Below are 24,627 nucleotides of genomic sequence, written 5' to 3'. Positions count from 1 at the left end.
AGGATAGCCTTACGCGGATGCGTCGGCGCAATTGTCTGTTACTCGGCCTGCCTCAGGTGCGGGCGAGATGCCGCCCGCCCTGCAAGTGTGTGAAAAACCGACCCGTCGCGTCAAGCCCTGACCTCTTGGCGGGTCAGATTGCTGAGCTGTGGCCGGCTTTACTTAGATCATAGGCGTCGAAACTGCGCGCGATCATGCGGGTCAGCGGGCGCGCCTCGGGCGGGATGAACAACCCGTCCTCGGTGATGCGCAGCAAACCGTCAAAGGCGCGGTTGGCGTCTTGATACATGCTTTGCAGCTCGGCGGCGGTGATGTCGTGGTCGCGCAGAATCTCGGCGCTGTCGATCTTAAAGTCACACATCAACGCTTCGATTAGCCGGGCGCGCAGGATGTCCTGCCCTTTGAACAGGTGCCCGCGTGAGGTCGAGAAGCGCCCTTCGCGGATCGCCTTGGTATGGGCGGAGGTCGCGGGGGCGTTCTGCGCATAGCCTTGCGGGAAGCGCGAGATCGAACTGGCACCGACACCGATCAGAACTTCAGCCTGGTCGTCGGTATAGCCCTGGAAATTCCGCTTGAGCCGCCCGGCTTTCAGCGCATGGGTCAGGCCATCGTCCTGCGTGGCAAAGTGGTCGATGCCAATCTCTGCGTAGTTGTCCCACATGAACAGGCGGCGGGCGGTGTCGAACAGGTCCAGACGCTCTTCGGGGGTGGGCAGGGCGTCCGACGGAATCAGCTGTTGCCGCTTGGCCATCCACGGTACGTGGGCGTAACCGTACAGTGCCACCCGATCCGGGCTGAGCGACAGCAGTTTCTGCACGCTCTCCGTCATCCGGTTCTTGGTCTGATGCGGCAGGCCATACAGGATGTCGGCATTCAGACTGTTGATCCCGCGCGCGCGGATCATGTCCACGGCTTCGCGAGTGGTGTCATAGCTTTGAATGCGCCCGATGGTCTTTTGAATCTCGTCGTCGAAATCCTGAACCCCGATCGAGGCGCGGTTCATTCCAGCCTCGGCCAGTGCGTCCAGACGGCCTTCGTCGATCTCGTTCGGATCGATCTCAACCGAGAATTCTGCGTTTGACCCCAGCGGCACAATCTCCAGAATCCGCGCCGCCAGATCGCGCATCAGATCCGGGTTCAGCAGGGTTGGCGTACCGCCGCCCCAATGCAGGCGCGACAGGGTGACACCTTCGGGCAGGCGTTCAGCCAGCAGGTCCAGCTCGGCCTTCAGCACATCAACGTAGGCGATGACCGGGTTGTCCGTCTGCGTGCCCTGCGTGCGGCAGGCACAGAACCAGCACAGCCTGCGGCAAAACGGGACGTGGATATACAGCGACACGGAACTGCCGGGTTTGAGGCCGGAAATCCAGTCACCATAAAGACTTGCCCCCACATCATTGCTGAAATGGGGAGCAGTGGGGTAGCTTGTGTAACGCGGGACTTTCGCGTCAAATAGTCCAAGCTTTGCCAATTGTGGTTTCACTATCATGGCGATACGTTTAAGGGACGACCCGGCCAGTTGCTTTGACCGAGATCAAGTGGAAACGCGCATGACACCGATATTCAAGATCGACCATACGAACTGTGGAGACTGCCCTATCCGGCATCGCGCAGTGTGCGCGCACTGCGATGCCAATGAGCTGGAAGAGCTTGAAGGTATTAAGTATTACCGCAGTTTCGAAGCGGGGCAGACGATCATTTGGTCCGGGGATCAGATGAACTTTGTCGGCTCTGTCGTGTCGGGTATCGCATCGTTGACACAGACAATGGAAGACGGGCGCACGCAAATGGTCGGCCTTTTGCTGCCCAGCGACTTCGTCGGTCGACCGGGGCGTGATTCTGCGCCCTATGATGTGCAGGCGACAACTGATCTGGTCATGTGCTGCTTTCGCAAAAAGCCATTCGAAGACCTGATGAACAAAACGCCGCATATCGCGCATCGTCTGTTGCAGATGACGCTGGACGAGTTGGACGCGGCGCGCGAATGGATGCTGGTGCTGGGGCGCAAGACCGCGCGCGAAAAGATCGCCAGCCTGCTGTCGATCATCGCCCGCCGCGACGCATCGGTCCACCAAAAGGGCAATGCCGGCCCGATCGTGTTCGACCTGCCCCTGACCCGGGAGGCGATGGCGGATTATCTTGGCCTGACGCTGGAAACAGTCAGCCGTCAGATTTCGGCCCTGAAAAAGGACGAGGTCATTCTGCTGGAAGGCAAGCGCCACGTCACGATCCCGGATATGGGGCGCCTGATGGAAGAGGCGGGTGACGACTCGGATGGTGGGTTTCTGGTGTAACACGCTTGCGGCGTGACTGAGGCTGCACACCGTGCTTAACTGGGTCTGAGTGAAGCAATCCTCAGGAGTAAACCATGGAATTCAGTAGCATTCTGGCGATGCTGTTCATCGGCGCGATCGCCGGGTGGCTGTCGGGCAAGATCATGGAAGGCCGTGGCTTTGGCCTGATCGGCAACATCATCGTCGGTATCGTTGGTGCGTTTCTGGCCGGATTGATCTTTCCGGCGATGGGTTTTGCCGTGGGTGGTGGAGTGTTCTCATCCATCTTCTTCGCCACGGTCGGGGCAGTGATACTGCTGTTCCTGATCGGGCTGGTGAAGCGATAGAAAAGCCGCTCCCGAGGGGCGGCTTTTGCGATCATCTTTCTCTCAATGGGCCAGGAATACAGGCACTGAGGATTGTTCCAGCATGTTCCGGGTCGCACCGCCCAGAATGGCTTCGCGGAATCGAGAGTGGCCGTAAGCGCCCATGACGATCATGTCCGCTTCGCAGTCCGCAGCGTGCCGGTTCAGGATATCCGACACGCGGGTCATGGTCTTGCTCAGCACGTCAATCTCACATTTCACACCGTGGCGGGCCAGCATCTGTGACAACAACCCGCCGGGGTCCGACCGGTCGGGGCCGTGGCGTGGCGGGTCGATGACGACGATGCGCACCAGATCGGCTGCGACCAGGAAAGGCAGGGCGCGGCGAATGGCGCGCATAGCCTCGACGCTTTCGTTCCAACCGATCAGGATCGTGCCGGGTCTTGCAAAGGGCGTGGCGCCCTGTGGTGCGATCAAAACCGGCGCGTGACCCTCGAACATTGCGGCTTCGACGATGGGTTCCGCCTCGGCGCCGCGATCCTCTCCATAGGGTTGTGGCAGGACGACGAGGTCGGAGAACCGCGCGCGATGGGCGACATGACGGCCGATGTCCGATATCTGCGCCACACCGCTTTCGGCGGACCAGCGGGTGTTGGTCTTGCCCAGATAGGTTTTGGCGTAGGTCAGGATTTCCTCCGCTTCCGCATTGGCGCGGTTTAGTGTTTCCTGAAGAATCAAAGCGTTGGCACCCGCGTAGTAATAGCCGGTCTGGCTGCGGTCGACGCCGAGGCAGAGCGCTTCGATATGCGCGTCTTGTGCGGATGCCAGCGCCGCCATTTGGGCCAGAGCCGGATCGCTTTGGCTTGTGTCCGTCATGACGGTGAGAAGAGATTTGTAAGCCATTTTGACCTCGTGCCTGCAAAGCGATTAACTGCGTCCTGATGACCCAGCCGCCAGAATACGATTGTCACAGAAATCAGGCTATTGTCTTGACACAGATCAAAGCAGTTCTGGCCTCTGTCGGACAAAACAGCAGCCAGTCAAATAAGCCCTGCGGCACATAAAGAATCGCGCGGGGCATGGCAAAGGGACGCAATATGTCAAATTACATCAAGCTGATCGTGCTTGGTCTGATCGCGATATTCGCTGCGATCGGAACCAATTATGCACGCGATTTGGCGTATCAGGTGCACGCAATTCTGGTGATGGTGATCGCCGTTGGTTTGTTCATCTGGACGCTTAGAAATACCGATGAGCCGGATATTCTTGTGGATCGCTCGGGCGAATACATGGATGGCGTCATCCGCTATGGCGTGATCGCAACCGCCTTCTGGGGCGTGGTGGGATTCCTGGCGGGAACCTTTATTGCGTTCCAGTTGGCCTTTCCGGTGCTCAACTTCGAATGGGCCCAGGGCTATCTGAACTTTGGGCGTCTTCGTCCCCTGCACACGTCGGCGGTTATTTTCGCATTTGGCGGCAACGCGCTGATCGCAACCTCGTTCTACGTCGTGCAGCGTACCAGCGCCGCGCGCCTTTGGGGCGGTAATCTGGCGTGGTTTGTGTTCTGGGGATACCAGCTATTCATCGTGCTGGCTGCAACGGGCTATGTGCTGGGTGGTACCCAATCGAAAGAATACGCCGAGCCTGAATGGTATGTTGACCTGTGGCTGACCATCGTCTGGGTCGCCTATCTGGCCGTTTTCCTTGGCACCGTGGTCAAGCGGAAAGAGCCGCACATCTACGTGGCCAACTGGTTCTACCTGGCCTTCATCGTCACCGTTGCGATGCTGCACCTGGTCAATAACATGACCATTCCGGTCAGCATCTGGGGTTCGAAGTCGGTCATCGTCTGGTCGGGTGTACAAGACGCTATGATCCAGTGGTGGTACGGCCACAACGCTGTAGGATTCTTCCTGACTGCGGGCTTTCTGGGCATGATGTACTATTTCATCCCGAAACAGGCCGAACGTCCGGTATTTAGTTACAAGCTGTCGATCATCCACTTCTGGGCGCTGATCTTCCTGTATATCTGGGCCGGTCCGCACCACCTGCACTATACCGCGCTGCCTGACTGGGCGTCGACGCTGGGTATGGTGTTCTCGATCGTGCTGTGGATGCCGTCTTGGGGTGGTATGATCAACGGTCTGATGACCCTGTCGGGCGCCTGGGACAAGCTGCGCACGGACCCCGTGATTCGGATGATGGTGATCTCTGTCGGCTTCTACGGCATGTCCACCTTCGAAGGCCCGATGATGTCGATCCGTGCTGTGAACTCGCTCAGCCACTACACCGACTGGACCATCGGTCACGTACACTCGGGCGCGCTGGGTTGGAACGGCATGATCACCTTTGGTGCGCTGTACTTCCTGGTGCCGGTCCTGTGGAAGCGTGAACGTCTGTATTCGCTACAAATGGTCAGCTGGCACTTCTGGCTCGCCACAATCGGCATCGTGCTTTACGCAGCGTCGATGTGGGTGACCGGAATCATGGAAGGCCTGATGTGGCGCGAAGTGGATGCCAACGGCTTCCTGGTGAACTCGTTCGCCGACACCGTGGCGGCCAAGTTCCCGATGTATGTGGTGCGTGCTCTGGGTGGCGTGATGTTCGTCGCTGGTGCCCTGATCATGTGCTACAACCTGTGGATGACTGTGCGGAAGGCACCGGCCAAAGAGGCCAGCCTGACCGTCGCGGTCCCGGCTGAATAAGGAGGGCCGGTAGCTATGGCAATTCTCGACAAACATAAGATCCTCGAGACCAACGCGACCCTCCTGCTGATCTTCAGCTTTTTGGTCGTGACCATCGGTGGCCTGGTGCAGATCACCCCGCTGTTCTATCTTGAGAACACCATCGAGAAGGTGGAGGGTATGCGCCCTTACACCCCTCTCGAAATGGCGGGCCGTGAGATCTACATCCGTGAAGGCTGCTATGTCTGCCACAGCCAGATGATCCGCCCGATGCGGGACGAGGTCGAACGCTATGGTCACTACTCGCTGGCGGCCGAGTCGATGTATGACCACCCGTTCCAGTGGGGCTCCAAACGTACCGGGCCTGATCTGGCACGCGTGGGTGGCCGTTATTCGGACCAGTGGCATGTGGACCACCTGCGTGATCCTCAGTCGGTTGTGCCGGAATCGGTGATGCCGAAATACGGCTTCCTCGAGCACCGCAAGATCGACGGCAAGTATATCGGTGATGTCATGGCGGCGAACGCCATTGTGGGCACGCCCTATACCGAAGAGATGCTGGCCAACGCCCAGGCGGACTTCCGCGCGCAGGCCGATCCGGACAGCGACTATGACGGGCTGCTGGAACGCTATGGTGACAAGGTCAGCGTTCGCAACTTCGACGGTCAGCCCGAACTGACCGAAGCGGATGCGCTGGTCGCTTACTTGCAGATGCTGGGTACGCTGGTCGACTTCTCGACCTTTACCCCGGACGCGAACCGTTAAGGAGGGTGTGATGGAAGAATATACTCTCTTACGGCAATTCGCGGATAGCTGGATGCTGTTGCTGTTGTTCGCCTTCTTTGTCGGCATCGTTATCTGGGTTTTCCGCCCTGGCGCCAGCAAGGAATACAAGGACACCGCCAACATCCCGTTCCGGCATCAAGACAAACCGGCCACATCCGAGGAGGCGCGGCAATGAGCAAACCATCTGAAAAACTGCCGGGCGATCCAAACACAACCGGACATACCTGGGATGGCATCGAAGAATTCGACAATCCGATGCCGCGCTGGTGGCTGTGGACCTTCTACGCCACTATCATCTGGGGCGTGATCTACACGATCATGTATCCGGCCTGGCCGTTAGTCCATTCGGCGACTGCAGGTGTTCTGGGCTGGTCCACGCGCGAAATCGTGCAAGAGGATATGGTGGCGTTCGAAGAGGCCAACGCGCCGTGGAATGCCAAGCTGGTCGAAACGCCGCTGGAGCAGATCTCGGCCGACGCCGAGTTGCAGCAATACGCGGTGAACTCGGGTGGCGCTGTGTTCCGCACCTGGTGCGCGCAGTGCCACGGCTCGGGGGCACAGGGTGCCACCGGCTTCCCGAACCTGCTGGACGATGCCTGGCTGTGGGGCGGTACGCTCGAGGACATCGAGTTCACCATTGCCCACGGTATCCGGAATGAGGAAAGCGACGATGCGCGTTATTCCGAGATGCCGGCCTTTGGCGAAATGCTTGAACAAGACGAAATCACTCAGGTGGTTCAGTATGTTATGTCGCTGACCAATGCGCAAACCGACGATGCGGCTGCGCAGGCGGGCAAGGTTGTCTTCGAAGACAACTGTGCGGCTTGTCACGGCGAAGACGGCAAAGGCGATGTCTTCCAGGGCGCGCCGAACCTGACCGACGCGATCTGGCTCTATGGCGGCAGCGAAGAGGCTCTGACCGCAACGGTTACCTACAGCCGCTTTGGTGTGATGCCTGCTTGGGAAAACCGTCTGACCGACGCGCAGATCCGCGCTGTCACGGCTTACGTCCACCAGCTTGGTGGTGGTCAGTAAGGTTTAAGGAATACCTTCGGACGGTTCGCCGCCCGAAGGTTGAGGCACCGGCTGTTCCATCTGTTCGCGCGTTTCCTGAACAGCCGGTGCTACAACCCCAAACTAGTGTTCCGTCCCGATCCGGTCCAGAGGATCCGTTACCTCGGGCACGAACCTGTAACGCGCAAGCATACCTTCCACCAGCGATCATCGCGCAGCTGCTGTTTCGGTTCGTTGCGTGTCTCAGTTTGGGTGGCGACCATGAAGGTTCTGGCAAGTATAGACAACATCCGACCTCTCCTGAATCTGGTTCCAACTGGGTTCAGGATTGATCTGTGGGCACAGAAATGCGACTCAATTGACATTTTAAAGTGTAAGCAGAGATTACATATGGATTGGTTGAAGATGCCGCCCCTTGCGTCGCTGAAGGCCTTTCATGCCTTTGCGGAAACCAGGAATGTGGTACAGGCAGGGGCCTTGCTGAATGTCAGTCACGCTGCCATTAGCCAGCAATTGCGCGCGCTGGAGAAGCATCTGGGTGCCGCGCTGCTGGACCGAAGCGGAAAATCCATGACCCTGACCCCGGAAGGCGAGAGGTTGGCCCGCGCCCTGTATCTGGGATTTGGTGCCATTGGTGACGCTGTGGCCGATCTGATGCACCTGACGGAAGACCGCCCGGTTCACATTTCGCTGACTGCGTCTTTTGCGGCCTCATGGCTGATGCCGCGCCTGCCAGCCTTTCAGCTTGAACATCCCGATATTCCTCTGGTGCTGGACCCGTCGCCCGATCTGGTCAGCCTGCGCCCGGGCGGGGTGGATGTGGCGATCCGGTACGGAGACGGAAACTGGCCGGGCATGACATCGGAATTGTTGCTGCAAAGCCCGATCGTGATTGTCGCCGCGCCTTCTCTGATGCAGGGCAGGGTGTCGATGACCCCGGACGAGCTGAGCCAGCTGCCCTGGCTCGAAGAACTTGGAACCACCGAAGCGTCCTCGTGGCTTGCCCGGCAGGGCGTCGAGCATGGCCCTCGTGCCGGTCGAATCGCGTTGCCGGGCAATCTTGTGCTTGAAGGGCTGCGCGCCGGCCAGGGGGTGAGCGTCACGGTACGGTATTTCGTTGAATCCGACATAAAGGCAGGCCGTATTATCGAACTGTTTTGCGAACCGGGGGAACGGGGCTATCATGTCGCCACCAGCAATGCGCCACTGCGGCCTGCGGTCAAGGTTTTTGTAGGTTGGCTCAGGCGGCAATCCGGTCGCATGTGACAAAAGGTGTCTGTACGATGCGCTTTTGACCCATGTCAAAGAGACTACCTTTGTGATCTGGAACAAGACGCCTAATTACCAGCCACATCTGGAGCCAGCTCGTGAGCGATTCCGACCCCGCCCCTAGCCTTTACGCCGCCAGGGAGCCCATTTTTCCTCGACGCGTGTCCGGTCCTTTTCGAAACCTGAAATGGATCATCCTCGCAGTCACATTGGGGATTTACTATCTGACACCATGGATCAGGTGGGACCGCGGTCCCAGTCTGCCGGATCAGGCGGTACTGCTGGATCTGGCGAACCGGCGGTTCTATTTCTTCTGGATCGAGATTTGGCCGCACGAGTTCTATTTCGTGGCGGGTCTGCTGATCATGGCCGGTCTTGGGTTATTCCTGTTCACTTCGGCGCTGGGGCGAGTGTGGTGCGGCTATGCTTGCCCGCAGACCGTGTGGACGGACCTCTACATTCTGGTTGAACGCTGGATCGAGGGGGATCGAAATGCCCGCCTGCGTCTGCACCGGCAGGAAAAACTGGATTTCCGCAAGGCACGGCTGCGTCTGACCAAGTGGACCGTGTGGTTGTTGATCGGCGTGGCAACGGGCGGGGCCTGGGTGTTCTATTTTGCCGATGCGCCGACATTGCTGCGCGATCTGGTCACCGGCAACGCCCATCCGGTCGCGTACACGACTGTTCTGATTCTGACCGGCACGACCTTTCTGTTCGGTGGATTCGCCCGCGAGCAGATTTGTATCTATGCCTGCCCGTGGCCGCGTATTCAGGCCGCGATGATGGACGAAGACACTCTGGTCGTTGGCTACCGCGAATGGCGCGGTGAACCGCGCGGAAAGGGCAAGCGGACAGCGGATTCCGATTTGGGCGACTGCATCGACTGCATGGCCTGTGTGAATGTATGTCCGGTGGGGATCGACATCCGCGACGGTCAGCAGTTGGAATGCATAACTTGCGCGCTGTGCATCGATGCCTGCGATGACATGATGGCCAAGATCGGCAAGCCGCGCGGCCTGATCGACTATATGGCTCTCAGCGATGAGACCCACGAACGCGCGGGTCAGCCGCCCAAGAATGTCTGGAAACACATCCTGCGGCCACGGACGATCATGTACACGGCCCTGTGGTCTCTGGTTGGTTTTGGCCTGCTGTTTGCGCTGTTTATCCGTTCGGACATCGACCTGACGGTGGCACCGGTGCGCAACCCGACCTTCGTGACCCTGTCTGACGGTACCATCCGCAACACCTATGACGTGCGCCTGCGTAACAAACATGGTGAGGATCGGCCGTTCAAAGTGACACTGGCCGGTGATCCGGCGCTGCAGCTGCAAATCGAAGGGATCGAGGGCAGTACTGTTAATGTCACTGCAGATACGGCACAATTGACGCGCGTTTACATCATTTCGGCACAAGGTACCGGGCCGGCGGCTGCGGCTGCCACGCCGGTGCGTATCTGGGTCGAGGATGTAGAAAGTGGTGAACGCGCCTATAAGGACACCACGTTCAACGGACGAGGAAACTAAGATGGCCGAGCGTCAGTTTACCGGAAAGCATGCCTTGGCGGTATTTGTCGCCGCCTTCGGTGTGATCATCGCCGTCAACCTCGTGTTGGCTTATAGCGCGGTCAAAACCTTTCCGGGGCTCGAGGTGAAGAACTCCTACGTCGCCAGTCAGGAGTTCAATGAGCGTCTGCAGGAACAGCAGGCGCTGGGTTGGAAGATTCGCGCCGAGGTGTCCGGTGGGCTGCTGATCCTGCACATTACCGACAACACCGGTGCCCCGGTCGAAGTGTCGGAACTGCAGGCCGTTGTTGGCCGCGCAACCCATGTGAAAGAAGACTTCGCGCCTGATTTCACCTTCGATGGTCAGGCTTATGCAACCCCGGCGGTTTTGGGCAAGGGCAACTGGAACATCCGTTTGGTGGCCAAGGACAGCTCGGGAGCCGAGTTCGCGCAGCGTGTGCCGCTGTATGTGAAGGGGTGATTGGATGACGGCGCAGCTGACATCCGGCACGGCGGCCTGTCCGGGATGCATTGCCAGCCCTGCGGAGCCAGCGCGTCCGGTGCCCGAGGATGTGCAGATCGCGCTGTCACTGCCGGGTATTCACTGCTCGGCCTGTATCGCGACGGTCGAGCGAGAGCTGAACGCCCATCCCGGCGTGGAAGACGCGCGGGTGAACCTGACCCTGAAACGCGCGATGGTCAAAGCGGCGCCGGACCTGCGGGCCACCGACCTGATCCCGGTGCTTGAACGGGCGGGGTTCGAGGCACATGAGCTGGACCCCGGCGCCCTGTCTGCCACGCAGGCGGACAAGGCGGGTCGCGATCTGCTGATGCGGCTGGCGGTGGCCGGGTTTGCCTCGATGAACGTGATGCTGTTGTCGGTGTCTGTCTGGTCGGGAGCATCGGATGCCACCCGCGACATGTTCCACTGGATATCGGCAGCCATTGCGCTGCCGGCGATTGCCTTTTCCGGGCAGCCCTTCTTTACCAACGCCTGGAGCGCCCTGCGTGTACGCCGTCTGAATATGGACGTACCGATTGTACTGGCCATCGTGCTGGCGCTGGTGACGTCGCTTTGGGAAACCGTACTCAGCGGTGAACATGCCTATTTCGATGCAGCGCTGACGCTGACCTTTTTCCTGCTGGCCGGACGGTATCTGGACTACCGTACCCGTGCCGCGGCCCGGTCTGCGGCCGAGGAATTGACGGCGCTTGAAGTGCCCCGTGCCATAAAGCTGGCCGATGGGGCAGAAGAAGAGGTTGCTGTGGCCACTCTGACCGTCGGTGACCTGGTCCTTGTCCGGCCCGGGGGGCGAATGCCGGTGGATGGCGAAATCGTCTCTGGCCAATCGGAACTCGATCGGTCGCTGCTGACCGGGGAGACCCTGCCGGTTTTCGCCGAGGTCGGCCTGACCGTTAGTGCCGGTGAGGTCAATCTGACCGGCCCCCTGACCATCCGGGCAACGGCGGTGGGCGAGGACACCTCACTGCATCGCATGGCCGATCTGGTCGCCATCGCTGAATCGGGCCGGTCGCGCTATACTTCGCTGGCGGACAAGGCGGCCAAACTTTATGCGCCGGGTGTACACATCCTGTCGGCGCTCAGCTTTTTGGGCTGGTACATCTATTCCGGTGATATCCGCACTGCGTTGAACATCGCCGCGGCCGTGTTGATCATCACCTGCCCCTGTGCGCTGGGTCTGGCCGTGCCTGCGGTAACCACGGCGGCCTCGGGGCGGCTGTTCCGCAAGGGGATGCTGATCAAGCACGCCACCGCGCTGGAGCGTCTGGCCGAGGTCGATACGGTCGTCTTCGACAAGACCGGAACGCTGACCTCGGGCACGCCCGAGCTGACCAATCTGGGTGATAATTCCCGTGTGGACCTTGAGGTCGCTCTGGCACTGGCCGAGGCGTCCTCGCATCCGTTGTCCGTCGCTCTGACCAGGGCTGCGCGCGACGCCGGGATCAAGCCGGCCACCCTTAAGGATGTCACCGAAGTTCCGGGCTATGGCACCGAGGGCAGTTGGCGCGGCCAGCGCGTGCGCCTTGGCCGCGCTGCCTGGACCGGCGCGGAAGAGGGCAACCAGACAGCGGCCTGGCTGTCGGTTGACGGACAAACCCCCGCAACCTTTCTGTTCTCGGACAGACTGCGCCCCGGCGCGGCCGAGGCGGTTCAGGCCCTTCGGGATGAGGGCAAGGACGTTATTCTGATTTCCGGCGACACGCAGGGCGCGGTTCAGGCGTTGGCTTTAAAACTGGGGATCGACAACTGGGTCGCGCAGGCCCTGCCGCAGGACAAGGCGGCCCGCGTGCAGGAGCTGAGCGAGCATGGCCGCAACGTCCTGATGGTCGGCGATGGCCTGAATGATACTGCCGCGCTGGCAGCGGCGCATGTTTCGATCTCTCCGGCCTCGGCGCTGGATGCTGCGCGGGTGGCGTCAGATATCGTGCTGTTGGGTAATGATCTTTCCCCAATCGCAGATGCCTGCAATACGGCCGTGAAAGCGACGAAACGGATTCGTGAAAACTTCCGCATCGCAACCGTGTATAATATCATCGCGGTCCCGCTGGCCGTCGTTGGCTTGGCCACACCGCTGATCGCGGCGCTGGCGATGTCGACCTCGTCCATCACCGTGTCTCTGAATGCCCTGCGCCTGAGGTAGTTGATTTGGAAGTTCTGGCCTATCTGATACCGATTTCCCTGCTTTTGGGCGGGGTTGGCCTTGTGGCGTTCATCTATACGGTGCGGTCGAACCAGTATGATGATCCCGAAGGCGATGCGCGTCGTATCCTCAGTGATGAATGGGACGACAAGCCCAAGCCCTGACGGCCCTTGAAATTGCCGCAATGCCCGGTTATGTCCGGCCCATCCGCTAGCAGAGAGATCCAAGCCAAATGGCAACTATGAATCCGATCCAGTTCATTCAGCAAGTCCGCGCCGAAGTTGCAAAGGTCGTTTGGCCGACCCGGCGCGAAGTTCTGCTGACCACGGTCATGGTGTTCATCATGGCGGCTCTGACGGCCGTGTTCTTTGCACTGGTCGACCTTGCCATTCGCGGCGGGCTTCAGGCGATCCTGGGCGCGTTCAGCTAAACCGGCGTGGGCGTGCGGAAACGTTACTGCCCCCTTGCACAGCGCGCGATGTCAGAGTAGGTGACGCGGTACTATTCGGAATGGGCGTGCGGCGATTCGGGCTGCGCGCCGCTTTTTATTCCGGGTGATGCGATAGAATTTCAATGACGGTGCTTGCGGCCATCCGAACGCACCGAAAGTAAACAAGGACGACAGGTTCATGGCGAAACGGTGGTACTCGGTCAGCGTTCTTTCGAATTTCGAAAAGAAGATCGCAGAACAGATCCGCACGTCCGTGGCCGAGCAGGGCCTTGAGGACGACATCGACGAGGTTCTGGTGCCCACCGAAGAGGTGATCGAAGTGCGCCGGGGCAAGAAGGTCACGACCGAACGCCGTTTCATGCCCGGCTATGTGCTGGTGCATATGGAGATGTCGGATCAGGGCTATCACCTGGTCAACTCGATCAACCGCGTTACCGGCTTCCTGGGTCCGCAAGGCCGCCCGATGCCGATGCGCGATGCCGAGGTGAACCAGATCCTCAACCGCGTTCAGGAAGGCGAAGAAGCGCCCAAGCTGATGATCACCTTCGAGGTCGGCGAGAAGGTCAAGGTCAACGACGGCCCGTTCGAGGATTTCGACGGTATGGTCGAAGGCGTGGATGACGAGAACCAGAAGCTGAAGGTATCGGTTTCGATCTTTGGCCGGGAAACCCCGGTCGAGCTGGACTTCACACAGGTTACGAAGCAGAGCTAAAGGGCTCGTCCACTTGTTTTTCGACGCCGCGGTGCGACCTGCAACGCGGCGTTTTGTATTGGCGAGCCAAATCTCAAGCCAGCAGGTAAAGGATGGGGCCTACGCCAAGAAAAGCTTTCGTTACGGCCGACCTGGAATCAGTTCTTTTTGTTGAAGAACTGTCAGTATGTCGAGAATTGTTGATGGGCTTACATCAACGGATCCGTCAAGAAAAACACCCAGGCCACCCTCTCCGATTTCGCGCGGGCCGCCTTTTTCATACACTGGATCAAGTGACGCGAGCTCTGCCGGCAACTCCGGGCACAACGGAGTTTCGTTGAGTACAAGATCCACAGCAGCCAACATCAACTTTTTTACGGATTCCAGAGTATCGTCCTCCAGCAGTTGCTCTCGCTGAGCTTCGGGGGCCGTTAGTGTGAGGTCTATGAGTTTGAAATAGGCACAGTTGTCACGCAGTTCGACGGTTGCTTCGGTGGACATGTTGGCCAAGATAGCTCTTTTTTGTTCGCCCCGCTGAAAGTCGCGTTCACTGGTGCGACTGCATTCAAAGTTCGTGACTGTTACTTCCCCGTCCAGATCGATCACATCGTCCTTGGTATGAATACTCATACCATCGAGTCTGACTTGCAGGCCGCAATTGTCGACAACTGCATTGTCAGCCAAACGCTCAGGTACGGTTTTTTGTATTTCACGCAAATCCAGAAGTGCGCCCACCCCGATCCGAGTGGGGGCTACTGCCGTGAGGTTCAGGTCAAGCGTGTACGGCAATTCCGTATCGCGAATGGGCAGTGACGCATCTATAACAAAGTTCACCTGTTGTGCGCTTGGGGCCCGGGCGTCCAGAAAAGCTGCCACTAAGACCGGGAATACGAACCAAAGTCTCATTCAGCAAACTCCAAAACACCAAGCTCCTTCAGTTCCCCAAGGACTTTGACTATTGTCTCTGCGCTGACATCAGCCGATCCGACAACAGCTGCTCCCAGCCCGCCAGGAGCAATTTCACGTGTGCCGCCGGACTCGTAAATCGGGTCGAGAACAGTAAACTCTTCGGGTAATGGCGGGCAGACCGGATGCGCTGCTAAAAACTCGCCGCCCTTTTCCAGTAGGGCTTCGTTGATCCGGTTGGTCAGGCCAAAGAGATTGCTGACGGCTCCGATGAAACCACGCGGGCTAAGATCAACATCTTCGATACTGAATGTGAGGCATTGGCCTTTCACTTCTGCCTTAGCGACAGCAATTGCATCTACAGTTGCTCCGAAATAACGGAAGCCAGGTTCTTCACTCCGTTTACACCTCGTAAACTGTGCACGGGCTGAACCCTCGACCTTTACCGTGTCACCTATGGCGGTGACGTCCCGGATTTCGAGGTAAATCTGTCGTTTGCAGCTTTCTTCAAGTGGGCCTGTCAGTATCCGGGGCGCTTTTTCCTGCAATCCGCGCAAATCCATGAACGCTCTCAATCGCAAACGGGTTGGGCTGGATTCTTCCAGACCGCTGTAGACCGTGAAAGGGACGGGAATGTCACGCAGGGGAACTTCTTTGGTTAGCTTGATTTGGAACCGGCCTGCATAAGTGGCGGGGTCAATCCCTGTTGTTGAGGGCAAAGAAGTTCCGTTGCCGCCGTCGGTTTGGGTGACCGTTTCGGAGTCAGCGCTCTGATCTTGCGCCTTACTGCCGCACCCCGGCAGCATCGCAATCAGAATGCAGATCAGCAGTCCCTTGTTCAGCCGAGATGATGCCATCCCTGACCACCTCTTTTGTAACCAAGCTGTGCAAAGATACCCACCTGCGTCTCTTTAGCAACTTATGTATTCAAGTAATCTGTTCTGTTGCTCAGTTCCCATATTTGACTGTGGGCCAATTGCGGTGCAAATAGATCCCTTGGGATTATGTGCCAACCACTTGCCAACCCCCACATTCCCCTGTAAACGCCGCCTCTATCGTCTTCGGGCGAGATTCTCTCGTGGGAGGTTGCTGGGATCGCGATCCCGGATCGGACCACGCAACATAATCTGGGTGGAACGCGTTTCACCCAAGTTGAAAGGAAAACCAAATGGCCAAGAAGCTTGCTGGTACAATGAAACTGCAGGTTCCTGCAGGTCAGGCGAACCCGTCGCCGCCAGTTGGTCCGGCGCTGGGTCAGCGCGGCATCAACATCATGGAATTCTGCAAGGCGTTCAACGCCAAGACCGCAGACATGGAGCCCGGCGCTCCGTGCCCGACCGTGATTACCTATTATCAGGACAAGTCCTTCACCATGGACATCAAGACGCCGCCCGCGTCTTACTACTTGAAAAAAGCGGCTGGTCTGAAGCCGGTTGGCAAGCGTAACCGCCCCCGTGGCGCGGAAAACCCAGGTCGTGAGACCGTGGCCACCGTGACCTCGAAGCAGGTTCGTGAAATCGCCGAAGCCAAAATGAAAGATCTGAACGCCAACGACGTCGAAGGCGCAATGCAGATCATCCTGGGCTCGGCCCGCTCCATGGGCATCGAGGTGAAGTAAGATGGCAAAACTCGGTAAACGTACCCGCGCTGCGCGCGAAGCTGTCGCCGGCAAGGAAAACCTGTCGGTCGAAGAAGCAGTTGCCCTGGTCAAAGCCAACGCAACCTCGAAATTCGACGAGACCATCGAAATCGCAATGAACCTGGGCGTTGACACCCGTCACGCAGACCAGATGGTTCGCGGCGTTGTCGGTCTGCCGAACGGCACCGGTAAAGCGATGCGCGTTGCTGTTTTCGCTCGTGGTCCGAAAGCTGACGAAGCAAAAGAAGCGGGCGCAGATATCATTGGTGCAGAAGACCTGATGGAAACCATTCAGGGTGGCACCATCGAATTTGATCGCTGCATCGCTACCCCGGACATGATGCCGATCGTCGGCCGTCTGGGTAAGGTTCTGGGCCCCCGCAACCTGATGCCGAACCCCAAGGTTGGCACCGTGACCATGGACGTGAAAGCGGCCGTGGAAGCAGCCAAGGGCGGTGAAGTTCAGTTCAAGGCGGAAAAAGGCGGCGTTGTGCACGCTGGCGTTGGCAAAGCGTCCTTCGACGAAGCCAAGCTGGCCGAAAACGTCCGTGCTTTCGTTTCGGCTGTGGCTAAGGCCAAGCCGTCGGGCGCCAAAGGCACCTACATGAAGAAAATCGCACTGAGCTCGACCATGGGCCCGGGCGTGACTCTGGATGTGGCGGCTGCGGCGGGCGAATAAGCCTTAACGCAAAGTTGCAAAGATTTGGTCCCGGGTGGTGTGAACTGCCCGGGATTTTCTTTTGGCCTTGCAGGTGAATTACGCGTTTTCAGCGATGTTGAAACGCGATCTGCAGCCGATCGCCCAAACGCCGACGCCTGTCTTCCTCGTAGGGGCTGCAACTGTGATCGACGTGCCAAGACGCAAGCCAATCTTTCAGCAGGCGCCCGCGGATGCAGAAATCCAGTATCCCCATATGGATCGGATGCCGATAGCGGCGAAAGAACATGTTCTTGTTCAGTTTCAGGATGCCGCTGCGGTCCACGTTGGACGGGTTGGCGTCGCGGAAAATATCCGACTTGAGGAAGTCGACGATGTCATAGACGGCGAGCTTCTCGCGCATTTCGGTGAAGTCCAGCCCGATCATCTCGCCCTTACCGACTATCAGGTTCTGGCCGTGAAAGTCGCCATGCGACAACACCTGCGTGTCGGGGATGCCCTTCAGGTGTAATGCGGAATTTTCCAGGCTTTCTGCCATCTGGCCGCCTGCTGCCTGGACGTGCGGCGGCACGAATGACAGCAGCGCGTTGATGGCATCGGTCATCCAGCGCGGCCGAAATTCATACTCGGTGGCTGGCTGGAAGCCATGCAGGTCGTGCAACCACGCCCCTGCGCGGCGGTAGATCCGGGCGACCTGATCGTCGTCCTCGCTGTTGTGGATCACGTCCACGGCGGTGGGCCGGTCGATGAACTCGGAGACAAAGAACATGCCCCCGGGCGACAGGTAATAGGGGTGCACCACGCGCGATGTCTCGAATTGCAAAAACTGATGCGACAAATCGGTCAGCAACTCAAATTCTCTCTGTAACCTGCCAGAGGTAGGAGACAGCGTGTCAATCTTCAGCGCATAATCCTGTTGTTTTCCCTTGACCCTGAGAACCATTCGCGTGTCGGAAAAATCATGTGACCGGTATACGCAGTCGAAGTGCAGCACTTCGTCAGTGGCATGTTGTCTGGAATACTCATCCACGCAAGAGGCCGCGCGTGCCCTTTCTATATCGGTAATCGGCAACATTGAAGCGAACGCACCATGCCTCGAATAACTTTTTGCTGTGATTACAGGATCGGAGTTCAGGCGCACTGTCAACGAGAAGAGCGGCGTTAGCTGTTTGTTGCGGCGGAGCCTCACAGTCCAGATATCTGAAAGTCGCAGGCTCGGAATTCTACGTGCGCAGCTAGATGTGTGACTTTCGCAACGGGAGAGACAAAAGCGGAAAAACAACCCTTGGGTGCCTCCACTTTCCGTGCGCCGGTTTCTAATGGTTCCTGTAAAAGGGCTAAGAAATATCAAATGACAATCAAAACAATGATGGCCGCAGTGATCGGCGGAGCGTTTCTTCTTTCAGGCTGCGCATATGACACCCCGGAATACCGGGCGGAAAAGGCAGAACAGAACAAGCGTGCATCTGCTGCTGACACAAAACTGGTGACTGCTGAGCTTGCTCCGTTGATCGATGTCTGTCTGGACGTTCTTGAAACGGGTCAGCCGGCCTCCAGCGACAAGATGGCGGCCCTGGGCTTTTCGAAGATGAACACATTAAGGGGAGAAGGGTACAAGAAAAAACGCGGCGATTCAGGCTGGGATAGGGTGAACGGCTCCAACACGATCTTGAGCTATCCCCCGAAAAAGAACTGGTGTCAGTTCTTAGTCGGGAATTTTTCCGGCTATCGCGAAGCATTTGTCTTTGTTGCCAATTCGCTCAATTCCAGGGGATACAAGCCGGTGGGCAATCCCAAAAAGGGCTTAAAATACCAAAAGGGTGATCAGGTGTATGTTGTGACAGGGGCTTACATAGGGCAAACCTACCAAACTGCAGTGACGATCTCCCGAGAGAACTGAATGATTTGACGGGAAAGCGGCAACCAATCTTGTGTAATTTACCCCTTGGAAACCCCGGCCATCTGCCCTAAAGAGGGCTGCGGAGTAAAGCGTGCGATTCGTCGTGCGCTTTATTTCGTTTCGTCCAAGACGGTGGGTGGGTCCATTCGGCCCCTTAATTCCCTGCCTGAGACGGGTAAGACCAAAGAATTCTGAGGGTCACGATCCTCGGGCGAGTTTTGGCCAATCCCGTAACAACGGACCTGAACGCCGGGGCGCAAGCCGCGGCAAATATGAGCCGGGGTGAGATATCATCCCAAACTTGGAGAGAACTGTGGATAGAGCCCAGAAAGAGAAAGTGGTCGAGGAACTCGGCCAAATCTTCGAAAGCTCTGGCGTCGTAGTGGTTTCGCACTACGCCGGTCTGACAGTTGCCGAGATGCAGGACCTGCGTTCGCGTGCGCGCGAAGCCGGAGGCTCCGTGCGTGTTGCCAAGAACAGGCTCGCCAAAATCGCCCTTGAGGGTAAGCCGTGTGAAAGCATGGCCGACCTGCTGACAGGGATGACCGTTCTGACCTATTCCGAGGACCCCGTGGCAGCAGCCAAGGTGGCCGAGGACTTCGCCAAGGATAACAAGAATTTTGAAATCCTCGGCGGTGCAATGGGTGAGAACGCTCTGGACCGCAAAGGCGTCGAAACAGTTTCGAAAATGCCGTCCCGCGATGAGCTTATTGCCTCGATCGTTGGCTGCATTGGCGCACCTGCTTCGAACATCGCCGGCGCGATTGGCGCACCTGCAAGCAACATCGCAAGCATCCTTTCCACCATCGAAGAGAAGGCGGAAGCTGCGTAAGCGGTTGGCACTGAATGATCTGCGTGGGGCATTTGCCCTGACGTTGGAACACACACTGTAAAACGGAAAGAGCTAATACAATGGCTGATCTGAAAGCACTCGCAGAAAGCATCGTGGGTCTGACCCTGCTGGAAGCACAAGAACTGAAAACCATCCTCAAAGACGAATATGGCATCGAGCCCGCAGCTGGCGGCGCAGTTGTCATGGCAGCCGGTGGCGACGCCGGTGGCGCAGCTGAGGAAGAAAAAACCGAATTCGACGTCGTTCTGAAGAACGCCGGCGCTTCGAAAATCAACGTGATCAAAGAAGTTCGCGGCATCACCGGTCTGGGCCTGAAAGAAGCCAAAGAGCTGGTCGAAGCTGGCGGCAAGATCAAAGAAGGCGTGTCGAAAGACGAAGCCGAAGAAGTCAAAGGCAAGCTGGAAGCAGCTGGCGCCGAAGTCGAGCTGGCCTAAGCCATTCGACAGGTGCATCGCTGATGTGCCGAAAAATTTGGCTGGGTCCGGAGAAATCCGGGTCCAGCCGAACCTGTCTTAGAAAGGGCCTCATGGGTTGGGGCGTTTTCTAAGACGCGGTTCGCGGATCGGGAGGCTGCCTTCGGGATGGTGGCCATGAATTGATCCGGACGTGTCGTCTCGAATGTGCAAGGCGCCGGGGCCCGACGGTGTCTTTGCCCGCTGAGAACATCGAAAGGTGACATCTGACATGGCTCAAACGTTCCTTGGCCAGAAACGTCTTCGTAAATATTACGGCAAAATCCGCGAAGTGCTGGAGATGCCGAACCTCATTGAGGTCCAGAAATCTTCTTATGATCTTTTCCTGCGCTCCGGCGATGCAGAGCAGCCCACTGACGGCGAAGGCATCAAAGGCGTGTTCCAGTCGGTTTTCCCGATCAAGGATTTCAACGAAACCTCCGTTCTGGAGTTCGTGAAATACGATCTGGAAAAACCCAAATACGACGTCGAAGAATGCATGCAGCGCGACATGACCTACAGCGCGCCGCTGAAGGTCACTCTGCGTCTGATCGTGTTTGATGTCGACGAGGACACCGGCGCCAAGTCGGTCAAGGACATCAAGGAACAGGACGTGTTCATGGGCGACATGCCCCTGATGACGCCGAACGGGACGTTCATCGTGAACGGTACCGAGCGTGTGATCGTGTCCCAGATGCACCGTTCGCCCGGTGTGTTCTTTGACCACGACAAGGGCAAGACCCATTCATCAGGCAAGTTGCTGTTTGCCTGCCGCATCATCCCGTATCGCGGCAGCTGGCTGGACTTTGAGTTCGACGCCAAGGACATCGTGTTCGCCCGTATCGACCGTCGCCGTAAACTGCCTGTGACAACCCTGCTGTATGCGCTGGGTCTGGATCAGGAAGCGATCATGGACGCCTACTACAATACGGTGTCCTACAAGCTGGACAAGAAGAAGGGCTGGATTGCGCCGTTCTTCCCCGAGCGTGTTCGCGGTACACGCCCGACCTATGATCTGATCGACGCGAAATCCGGAGAAGTCATTGCCGAAGCGGGTAAGAAAGTCACCCCGCGCGCGGTCAAGAAATTGATCGAAGAAGGCGTCGTTACCAACTTGTTGGTTCCCTTCGATCACATCGTCGGCAAGTTCGTCGCTAAGGACATCATCAACGAAGAAAACGGCGCGATCTATGTCGAAGCCGGTGATGAGTTGACCCTGGAATACGACAAGGACGGCGAACTGATCGGTGGCACCGTCAAGGAACTGATCGATGCGGGTATCACCGACATCCCGGTTCTGGACATCGACAATGTCAATGTTGGCCCCTACATGCGCAACACCATGGCTCAGGACAAAAACCTGAACCGTGAAAGCGCACTGATGGACATCTACCGCGTGATGCGTCCGGGTGAACCGCCCACCGTCGAGGCTGCGTCGGCCCTGTTTGACACGCTGTTCTTCGACAGCGAGCGCTATGACTTGTCTGCTGTTGGCCGCGTGAAGATGAACATGCGCCTGGCTCTGGACGCGCCCGACACCCTGCGCACCCTGCGCCGCGAAGACATCGTGGCCTGCATCAAGGCGCTGGTGGAACTGCGTGACGGCAAAGGCGACGTGGACGATATCGACCACCTCGGCAACCGTCGTGTGCGTTCGGTCGGCGAACTGATGGAAAACCAGTACCGCGTCGGCCTGCTGCGCATGGAGCGCGCGATCAAAGAGCGTATGTCGTCGGTCGAGATTGACACTGTCATGCCGCAGGACCTGATCAACGCGAAACCGGCCGCGGCTGCTGTCCGCGAGTTCTTTGGCTCGTCGCAGCTGTCGCAGTTCATGGACCAGACCAACCCGCTGTCGGAAGTCACCCACAAACGCCGTCTTTCGGCGCTTGGCCCGGGTGGTTTGACGCGTGAGCGTGCGGGCTTTGAGGTGCGTGACGTGCACCCGACCCACTATGGTCGGATGTGCCCGATTGAAACGCCGGAAGGTCCGAACATCGGTCTGATCAACTCGCTGGCCACCTTTGCTCGCGTGAACAAGTACGGCTTTATCGAAACACCTTACCGCGTCGTCAAAGAGCGTCAGGTGACCGATGAGGTTCACTACATGTCCGCGACCGAGGAAATGCGGCATACCGTGGCGCAGGCCAACGCGCAGCTGGACGAAAGCGGCAAGTTCAAGAACGATCTGGTCTCGACCCGTCAGTCCGGGGATTACACCCTTGCGCCGTCCGAAAACGTGGACCTGATTGACGTGTCGCCGAAACAGCTGGTGTCTGTTGCCGCATCGCTGATCCCGTTCCTTGAAAATGACGACGCCAACCGCGCTCTGATGGGCTCGAACATGCAACGTCAGGCGGTTCCGCTGCTGCGGGCCGAGGCGCCGCTGGTCGGTACCGGGATCGAGGAAAAGGTTGCGATCGACTCTGGTGCTGCGATCCAGGCGAAACGTGCCGGTATCATCGACCAGGTCGATGCCCAGCGTATCGTTATCCGCGCCACTGAAGATCTGGAACTGGGCGACGCTGGTGTGGACATCTACCGTCTGCGCAAATTCCAGCGGTCGAACCAGAACACCTGCATCAACCAGCGTCCGCTGATCAAGGTGGGTGACACCGTCCAGAAGGGCGAGGTCATTGCCGATGGTCCGTCGACCGATATGGGTGAACTGGCCCTTGGTAAGAACGTGGTCGTCGCGTTCATGCCGTGGAACGGCTACAACTACGAAGACTCGATCCTGATTTCCGAGCGTATCGCGCGTGACGACGTCTTTACCTCGGTCCATATCGAGGAATTCGAAGTCGCCGCCCGTGATACAAAGCTGGGTCCGGAAGAGATCACCCGCGACATTCCGAACGTCGGTGAAGAAGCGCTGCGCAACCTCGACGAGGCGGGCATCGTTTACATCGGTGCGGATGTCGAGCCGGGCGATATTCTGGTCGGCAAGATCACTCCGAAGGGCGAAAGCCCGATGACCCCGGAAGAAAAGCTGCTGCGCGCCATCTTTGGTGAAAAAGCATCTGACGTGCGCGATACCTCGCTGCGCGTGAAGCCGGGCGATTACGGTACGGTCGTTGAGGTTCGTGTCTTCAACCGTCACGGCGTCGAAAAAGACGAGCGTGCGCTGCAGATCGAGCGTGAGGAAGTCGAACGTCTGGCCCGTGACCGGGACGACGAGCTGGCGATCCTTGACCGCAACATCTATGCGCGTCTGCAGGGCCTGATCCTGGGTAAAACCGCTGTCAAAGGCCCGAAAGGCGTCAAGCCAGGCTCGGTGATCACCGAGGATCTGCTGGAAACCCTGACCCGTGGTCAGTGGTGGCAGCTGGCGCTGGAAGGCGAGCAGGACGCACAGATCGTTGAGGCTCTGAACGAGCAGTACGAAGTGCAAAAGCGTGCTCTGGACGCCCGTTTTGAGGACAAGGTCGAGAAAGTCCGACGTGGCGACGACCTGCCGCCGGGCGTGATGAAGATGGTCAAAGTCTTCATCGCCGTTAAGCGCAAGCTGCAGCCGGGCGACAAGATGGCCGGTCGTCACGGGAACAAAGGTGTGATCTCCAAGGTTGTTCCGATGGAAGACATGCCGTTCCTGGCCGATGGTACTCCGGTTGACTTCTGTCTGAACCCGCTGGGTGTGCCTTCGCGTATGAACGTTGGTCAGATCCTTGAGACCCACATGGGTTGGGCCGCACGCGGTCTGGGTCTGAACATCGACGACGCTCTGGGTGAATACCGCCGGTCCGGCGACCTGACCCCGGTTCGCGAAGCGATGAAGCTGGCTTATGGCGAGAATGTCTATGAAGAAGGCATCACCGGTCTGGACGAGGATGGCCTGATCGAGGCTGCGGGCAACGTGACCCGCGGTGTTCCGATCGCTACCCCGGTCTTCGACGGTGCCAAAGAGGCTGACGTCAACGACGCGCTGGTGCGTGCTGGCTTCTCGGAAAGCGGTCAGTCGGTTCTGTTCGACGGTCGTACCGGTGAGCAATTCGCGCGTCCGGTGACCGTGGGCATCAAATACCTGCTGAAACTGCACCACCTTGTGGACGACAAGATCCACGCGCGTTCGACCGGGCCGTACAGCCTGGTTACCCAGCAGCCGCTGGGTGGTAAGGCGCAGTTCGGTGGTCAGCGCTTTGGTGAGATGGAGGTCTGGGCTCTGGAAGCTTACGGTGCCGCCTACACCCTGCAGGAGATGCTCACCGTGAAATCGGATGACGTCGCCGGCCGGACCAAGGTCTATGAATCGATCGTCAAGGGCGAGGATAACTTTGAAGCGGGCGTACCAGAATCGTTCAACGTTCTGGTTAAAGAAGTCCGTGGCCTCGGCCTGAATATGGAACTCCTGGATGCGGAGGTTGAGGAGTGAGGATAATAGTTAGCTCTGCTACTGCCTCGCTTGTCGCAACAGCCGCGCTTGGGGCTTGTAGCTGGACTGTTAGCTCCACGGTTGACAAAGTCACCGTGGAGCCGACGGACGAACAATTGCTTGCTGAGCGAAAGTTTTCCACTCGGTCTGGGCCGGTCCATGCGTTTACTTATGAAGTAAACGAGGAT

24 protein-coding genes are annotated in these 24,627 nt (G+C 58.3%); 19 read left to right on the top strand and 5 right to left on the bottom strand.

All coding sequences use genetic code 11. The features are described 5' to 3' along the window. Positions 1-133 precede the first annotated feature (133 nt). Positions 134-1,489 carry an oxygen-independent coproporphyrinogen III oxidase gene (gene hemN, locus AC2FEE_RS19965; protein WP_496867075.1) on the bottom strand — a complete coding sequence of 452 codons (1,356 nt, stop codon included), beginning with the start codon at positions 1,487-1,489 and terminating at the stop codon, positions 134-136. A gap of 61 nt (positions 1,490-1,550) precedes the next feature. Here hemN and fnrL point away from each other — a divergent pair, with 61 nt between their 5' ends. Together fnrL and AC2FEE_RS19955 are read left to right on the top strand one after the other, a co-directional pair. After that, positions 1,551-2,294, top strand: coding sequence for a transcriptional regulator FnrL (fnrL, locus tag AC2FEE_RS19960; protein ID WP_496867074.1), 744 nt, complete (start codon positions 1,551-1,553; stop codon positions 2,292-2,294). Positions 2,295-2,368: 74 nt separating this feature from the next. Beyond that, complete coding sequence (locus AC2FEE_RS19955) at positions 2,369-2,620, top strand: GlsB/YeaQ/YmgE family stress response membrane protein (protein WP_496867073.1); 252 nt, start codon at positions 2,369-2,371, stop codon at positions 2,618-2,620. Between the two features lie 42 nt (positions 2,621-2,662). On the opposite strand, the gene AC2FEE_RS19950 is transcribed toward AC2FEE_RS19955, so the two are convergent. Next, positions 2,663-3,502: a universal stress protein gene (locus AC2FEE_RS19950; RefSeq protein ID WP_496867072.1), complete on the bottom strand. Its 840-nt coding sequence runs from the start codon at positions 3,500-3,502 to the stop codon at positions 2,663-2,665. Between the two features lie 194 nt (positions 3,503-3,696). Between AC2FEE_RS19950 and ccoN the strand changes: the two genes are divergently transcribed. The 11 genes from ccoN (at position 3,697) to nusG (ending at position 13,683) form a co-directional block, all read left to right on the top strand. Then, positions 3,697-5,304 (top strand): cytochrome-c oxidase, cbb3-type subunit I, encoded by a 1,608-nt coding sequence (gene ccoN / locus AC2FEE_RS19945; RefSeq protein ID WP_496867071.1) that lies wholly within the window; start codon positions 3,697-3,699, stop codon positions 5,302-5,304. A 15-nt stretch (positions 5,305-5,319) separates the two neighbouring features. Then, positions 5,320-6,048 (top strand): cytochrome-c oxidase, cbb3-type subunit II, encoded by a 729-nt coding sequence (ccoO, locus tag AC2FEE_RS19940; RefSeq protein ID WP_496867070.1) that lies wholly within the window; start codon positions 5,320-5,322, stop codon positions 6,046-6,048. Positions 6,049-6,058: 10 nt separating this feature from the next. Continuing rightward, positions 6,059-6,244 carry a cbb3-type cytochrome c oxidase subunit 3 gene (locus tag AC2FEE_RS19935; protein ID WP_170328812.1) on the top strand — a complete coding sequence of 62 codons (186 nt, stop codon included), beginning with the start codon at positions 6,059-6,061 and terminating at the stop codon, positions 6,242-6,244. Then, positions 6,241-7,104 carry a cytochrome-c oxidase, cbb3-type subunit III gene (gene ccoP, locus AC2FEE_RS19930; RefSeq protein WP_496867069.1) on the top strand — a complete coding sequence of 288 codons (864 nt, stop codon included), beginning with the start codon at positions 6,241-6,243 and terminating at the stop codon, positions 7,102-7,104. Before AC2FEE_RS19935 ends, ccoP begins: the two co-directional genes overlap by 4 nt. A 369-nt stretch (positions 7,105-7,473) precedes the next feature. Further along, a complete protein-coding gene (locus AC2FEE_RS19925) occupies positions 7,474-8,349 on the top strand; it encodes a LysR family transcriptional regulator (protein WP_496867068.1) in 876 nt (291 codons plus the stop codon). Positions 8,350-8,450: 101 nt separating this feature from the next. Continuing rightward, positions 8,451-9,878, top strand: a complete 1,428-nt coding sequence (gene ccoG / locus AC2FEE_RS19920; protein WP_496867067.1) for a cytochrome c oxidase accessory protein CcoG — start codon at positions 8,451-8,453, stop codon at positions 9,876-9,878. Between the two features lies 1 nt (position 9,879). Beyond that, complete coding sequence (locus tag AC2FEE_RS19915) at positions 9,880-10,338, top strand: FixH family protein (RefSeq protein WP_496867066.1); 459 nt, start codon at positions 9,880-9,882, stop codon at positions 10,336-10,338. A 4-nt stretch (positions 10,339-10,342) separates the two neighbouring features. Then, positions 10,343-12,520, top strand: a complete 2,178-nt coding sequence (locus AC2FEE_RS19910; RefSeq protein ID WP_496867065.1) for a heavy metal translocating P-type ATPase — start codon at positions 10,343-10,345, stop codon at positions 12,518-12,520. 5 nt (positions 12,521-12,525) lie between these two features. Next, a complete protein-coding gene (gene ccoS, locus AC2FEE_RS19905; protein WP_170335604.1) occupies positions 12,526-12,684 on the top strand; it encodes a cbb3-type cytochrome oxidase assembly protein CcoS in 159 nt (52 codons plus the stop codon). A 68-nt stretch (positions 12,685-12,752) separates the two neighbouring features. Then, a complete protein-coding gene (gene secE / locus AC2FEE_RS19900) occupies positions 12,753-12,950 on the top strand; it encodes a preprotein translocase subunit SecE (RefSeq protein ID WP_170335602.1) in 198 nt (65 codons plus the stop codon). 199 nt (positions 12,951-13,149) lie between these two features. After that, complete coding sequence (gene nusG / locus AC2FEE_RS19895) at positions 13,150-13,683, top strand: transcription termination/antitermination protein NusG (RefSeq protein ID WP_170328796.1); 534 nt, start codon at positions 13,150-13,152, stop codon at positions 13,681-13,683. Between the two features lie 120 nt (positions 13,684-13,803). On the opposite strand, the gene AC2FEE_RS19890 is transcribed toward nusG, so the two are convergent. Both AC2FEE_RS19890 and AC2FEE_RS19885 read right to left on the bottom strand, forming a co-directional pair. Beyond that, the gene (locus AC2FEE_RS19890; protein ID WP_496867064.1) at positions 13,804-14,568 is read right to left on the bottom strand and encodes a hypothetical protein; all 765 of its coding nucleotides are present in this window, start codon (positions 14,566-14,568) and stop codon (positions 13,804-13,806) included. Next, complete coding sequence (locus AC2FEE_RS19885; RefSeq protein WP_496867063.1) at positions 14,565-15,425, bottom strand: hypothetical protein; 861 nt, start codon at positions 15,423-15,425, stop codon at positions 14,565-14,567. The genes AC2FEE_RS19890 and AC2FEE_RS19885 overlap by 4 nt, the downstream gene beginning before the upstream one ends. A 311-nt stretch (positions 15,426-15,736) precedes the next feature. Between AC2FEE_RS19885 and rplK the strand changes: the two genes are divergently transcribed. Both rplK and rplA read left to right on the top strand, forming a co-directional pair. Beyond that, the gene (gene rplK / locus AC2FEE_RS19880; protein ID WP_010440985.1) at positions 15,737-16,186 is read left to right on the top strand and encodes a 50S ribosomal protein L11; all 450 of its coding nucleotides are present in this window, start codon (positions 15,737-15,739) and stop codon (positions 16,184-16,186) included. A gap of 1 nt (position 16,187) precedes the next feature. Further along, entirely contained in the window at positions 16,188-16,886 is a 699-nt protein-coding gene (gene rplA / locus AC2FEE_RS19875) for a 50S ribosomal protein L1 (RefSeq protein ID WP_496867062.1), read from the top strand. A gap of 88 nt (positions 16,887-16,974) precedes the next feature. Here the strand turns inward: rplA and AC2FEE_RS19870 are convergent, their stop codons facing one another. Then, positions 16,975-18,006, bottom strand: a complete 1,032-nt coding sequence (locus tag AC2FEE_RS19870) for an aminoglycoside phosphotransferase family protein (protein WP_496867100.1) — start codon at positions 18,004-18,006, stop codon at positions 16,975-16,977. A 102-nt stretch (positions 18,007-18,108) separates the two neighbouring features. On the opposite strand from AC2FEE_RS19870, the gene AC2FEE_RS19865 reads away from it, so the two are divergent. From AC2FEE_RS19865 to rpoB, 4 genes are all read left to right on the top strand, one after another. Next, entirely contained in the window at positions 18,109-18,765 is a 657-nt protein-coding gene (locus tag AC2FEE_RS19865) for a hypothetical protein (protein WP_496867061.1), read from the top strand. A gap of 313 nt (positions 18,766-19,078) precedes the next feature. Then, positions 19,079-19,597, top strand: a complete 519-nt coding sequence (gene rplJ, locus AC2FEE_RS19860; protein ID WP_480595523.1) for a 50S ribosomal protein L10 — start codon at positions 19,079-19,081, stop codon at positions 19,595-19,597. Between the two features lie 80 nt (positions 19,598-19,677). Then, a complete protein-coding gene (gene rplL, locus AC2FEE_RS19855) occupies positions 19,678-20,052 on the top strand; it encodes a 50S ribosomal protein L7/L12 (RefSeq protein ID WP_037314964.1) in 375 nt (124 codons plus the stop codon). 250 nt (positions 20,053-20,302) lie between these two features. Then, entirely contained in the window at positions 20,303-24,439 is a 4,137-nt protein-coding gene (rpoB, locus tag AC2FEE_RS19850) for a DNA-directed RNA polymerase subunit beta (protein WP_496867060.1), read from the top strand. Positions 24,440-24,627 lie beyond the last annotated feature (188 nt).

Source organism: Ruegeria sp. YTSC199 (assembly GCF_059609725.1).
The sequence above is the reverse complement of the archived record's forward strand: the minus strand, read 5'-3'. Positions and strand labels throughout refer to the sequence as shown.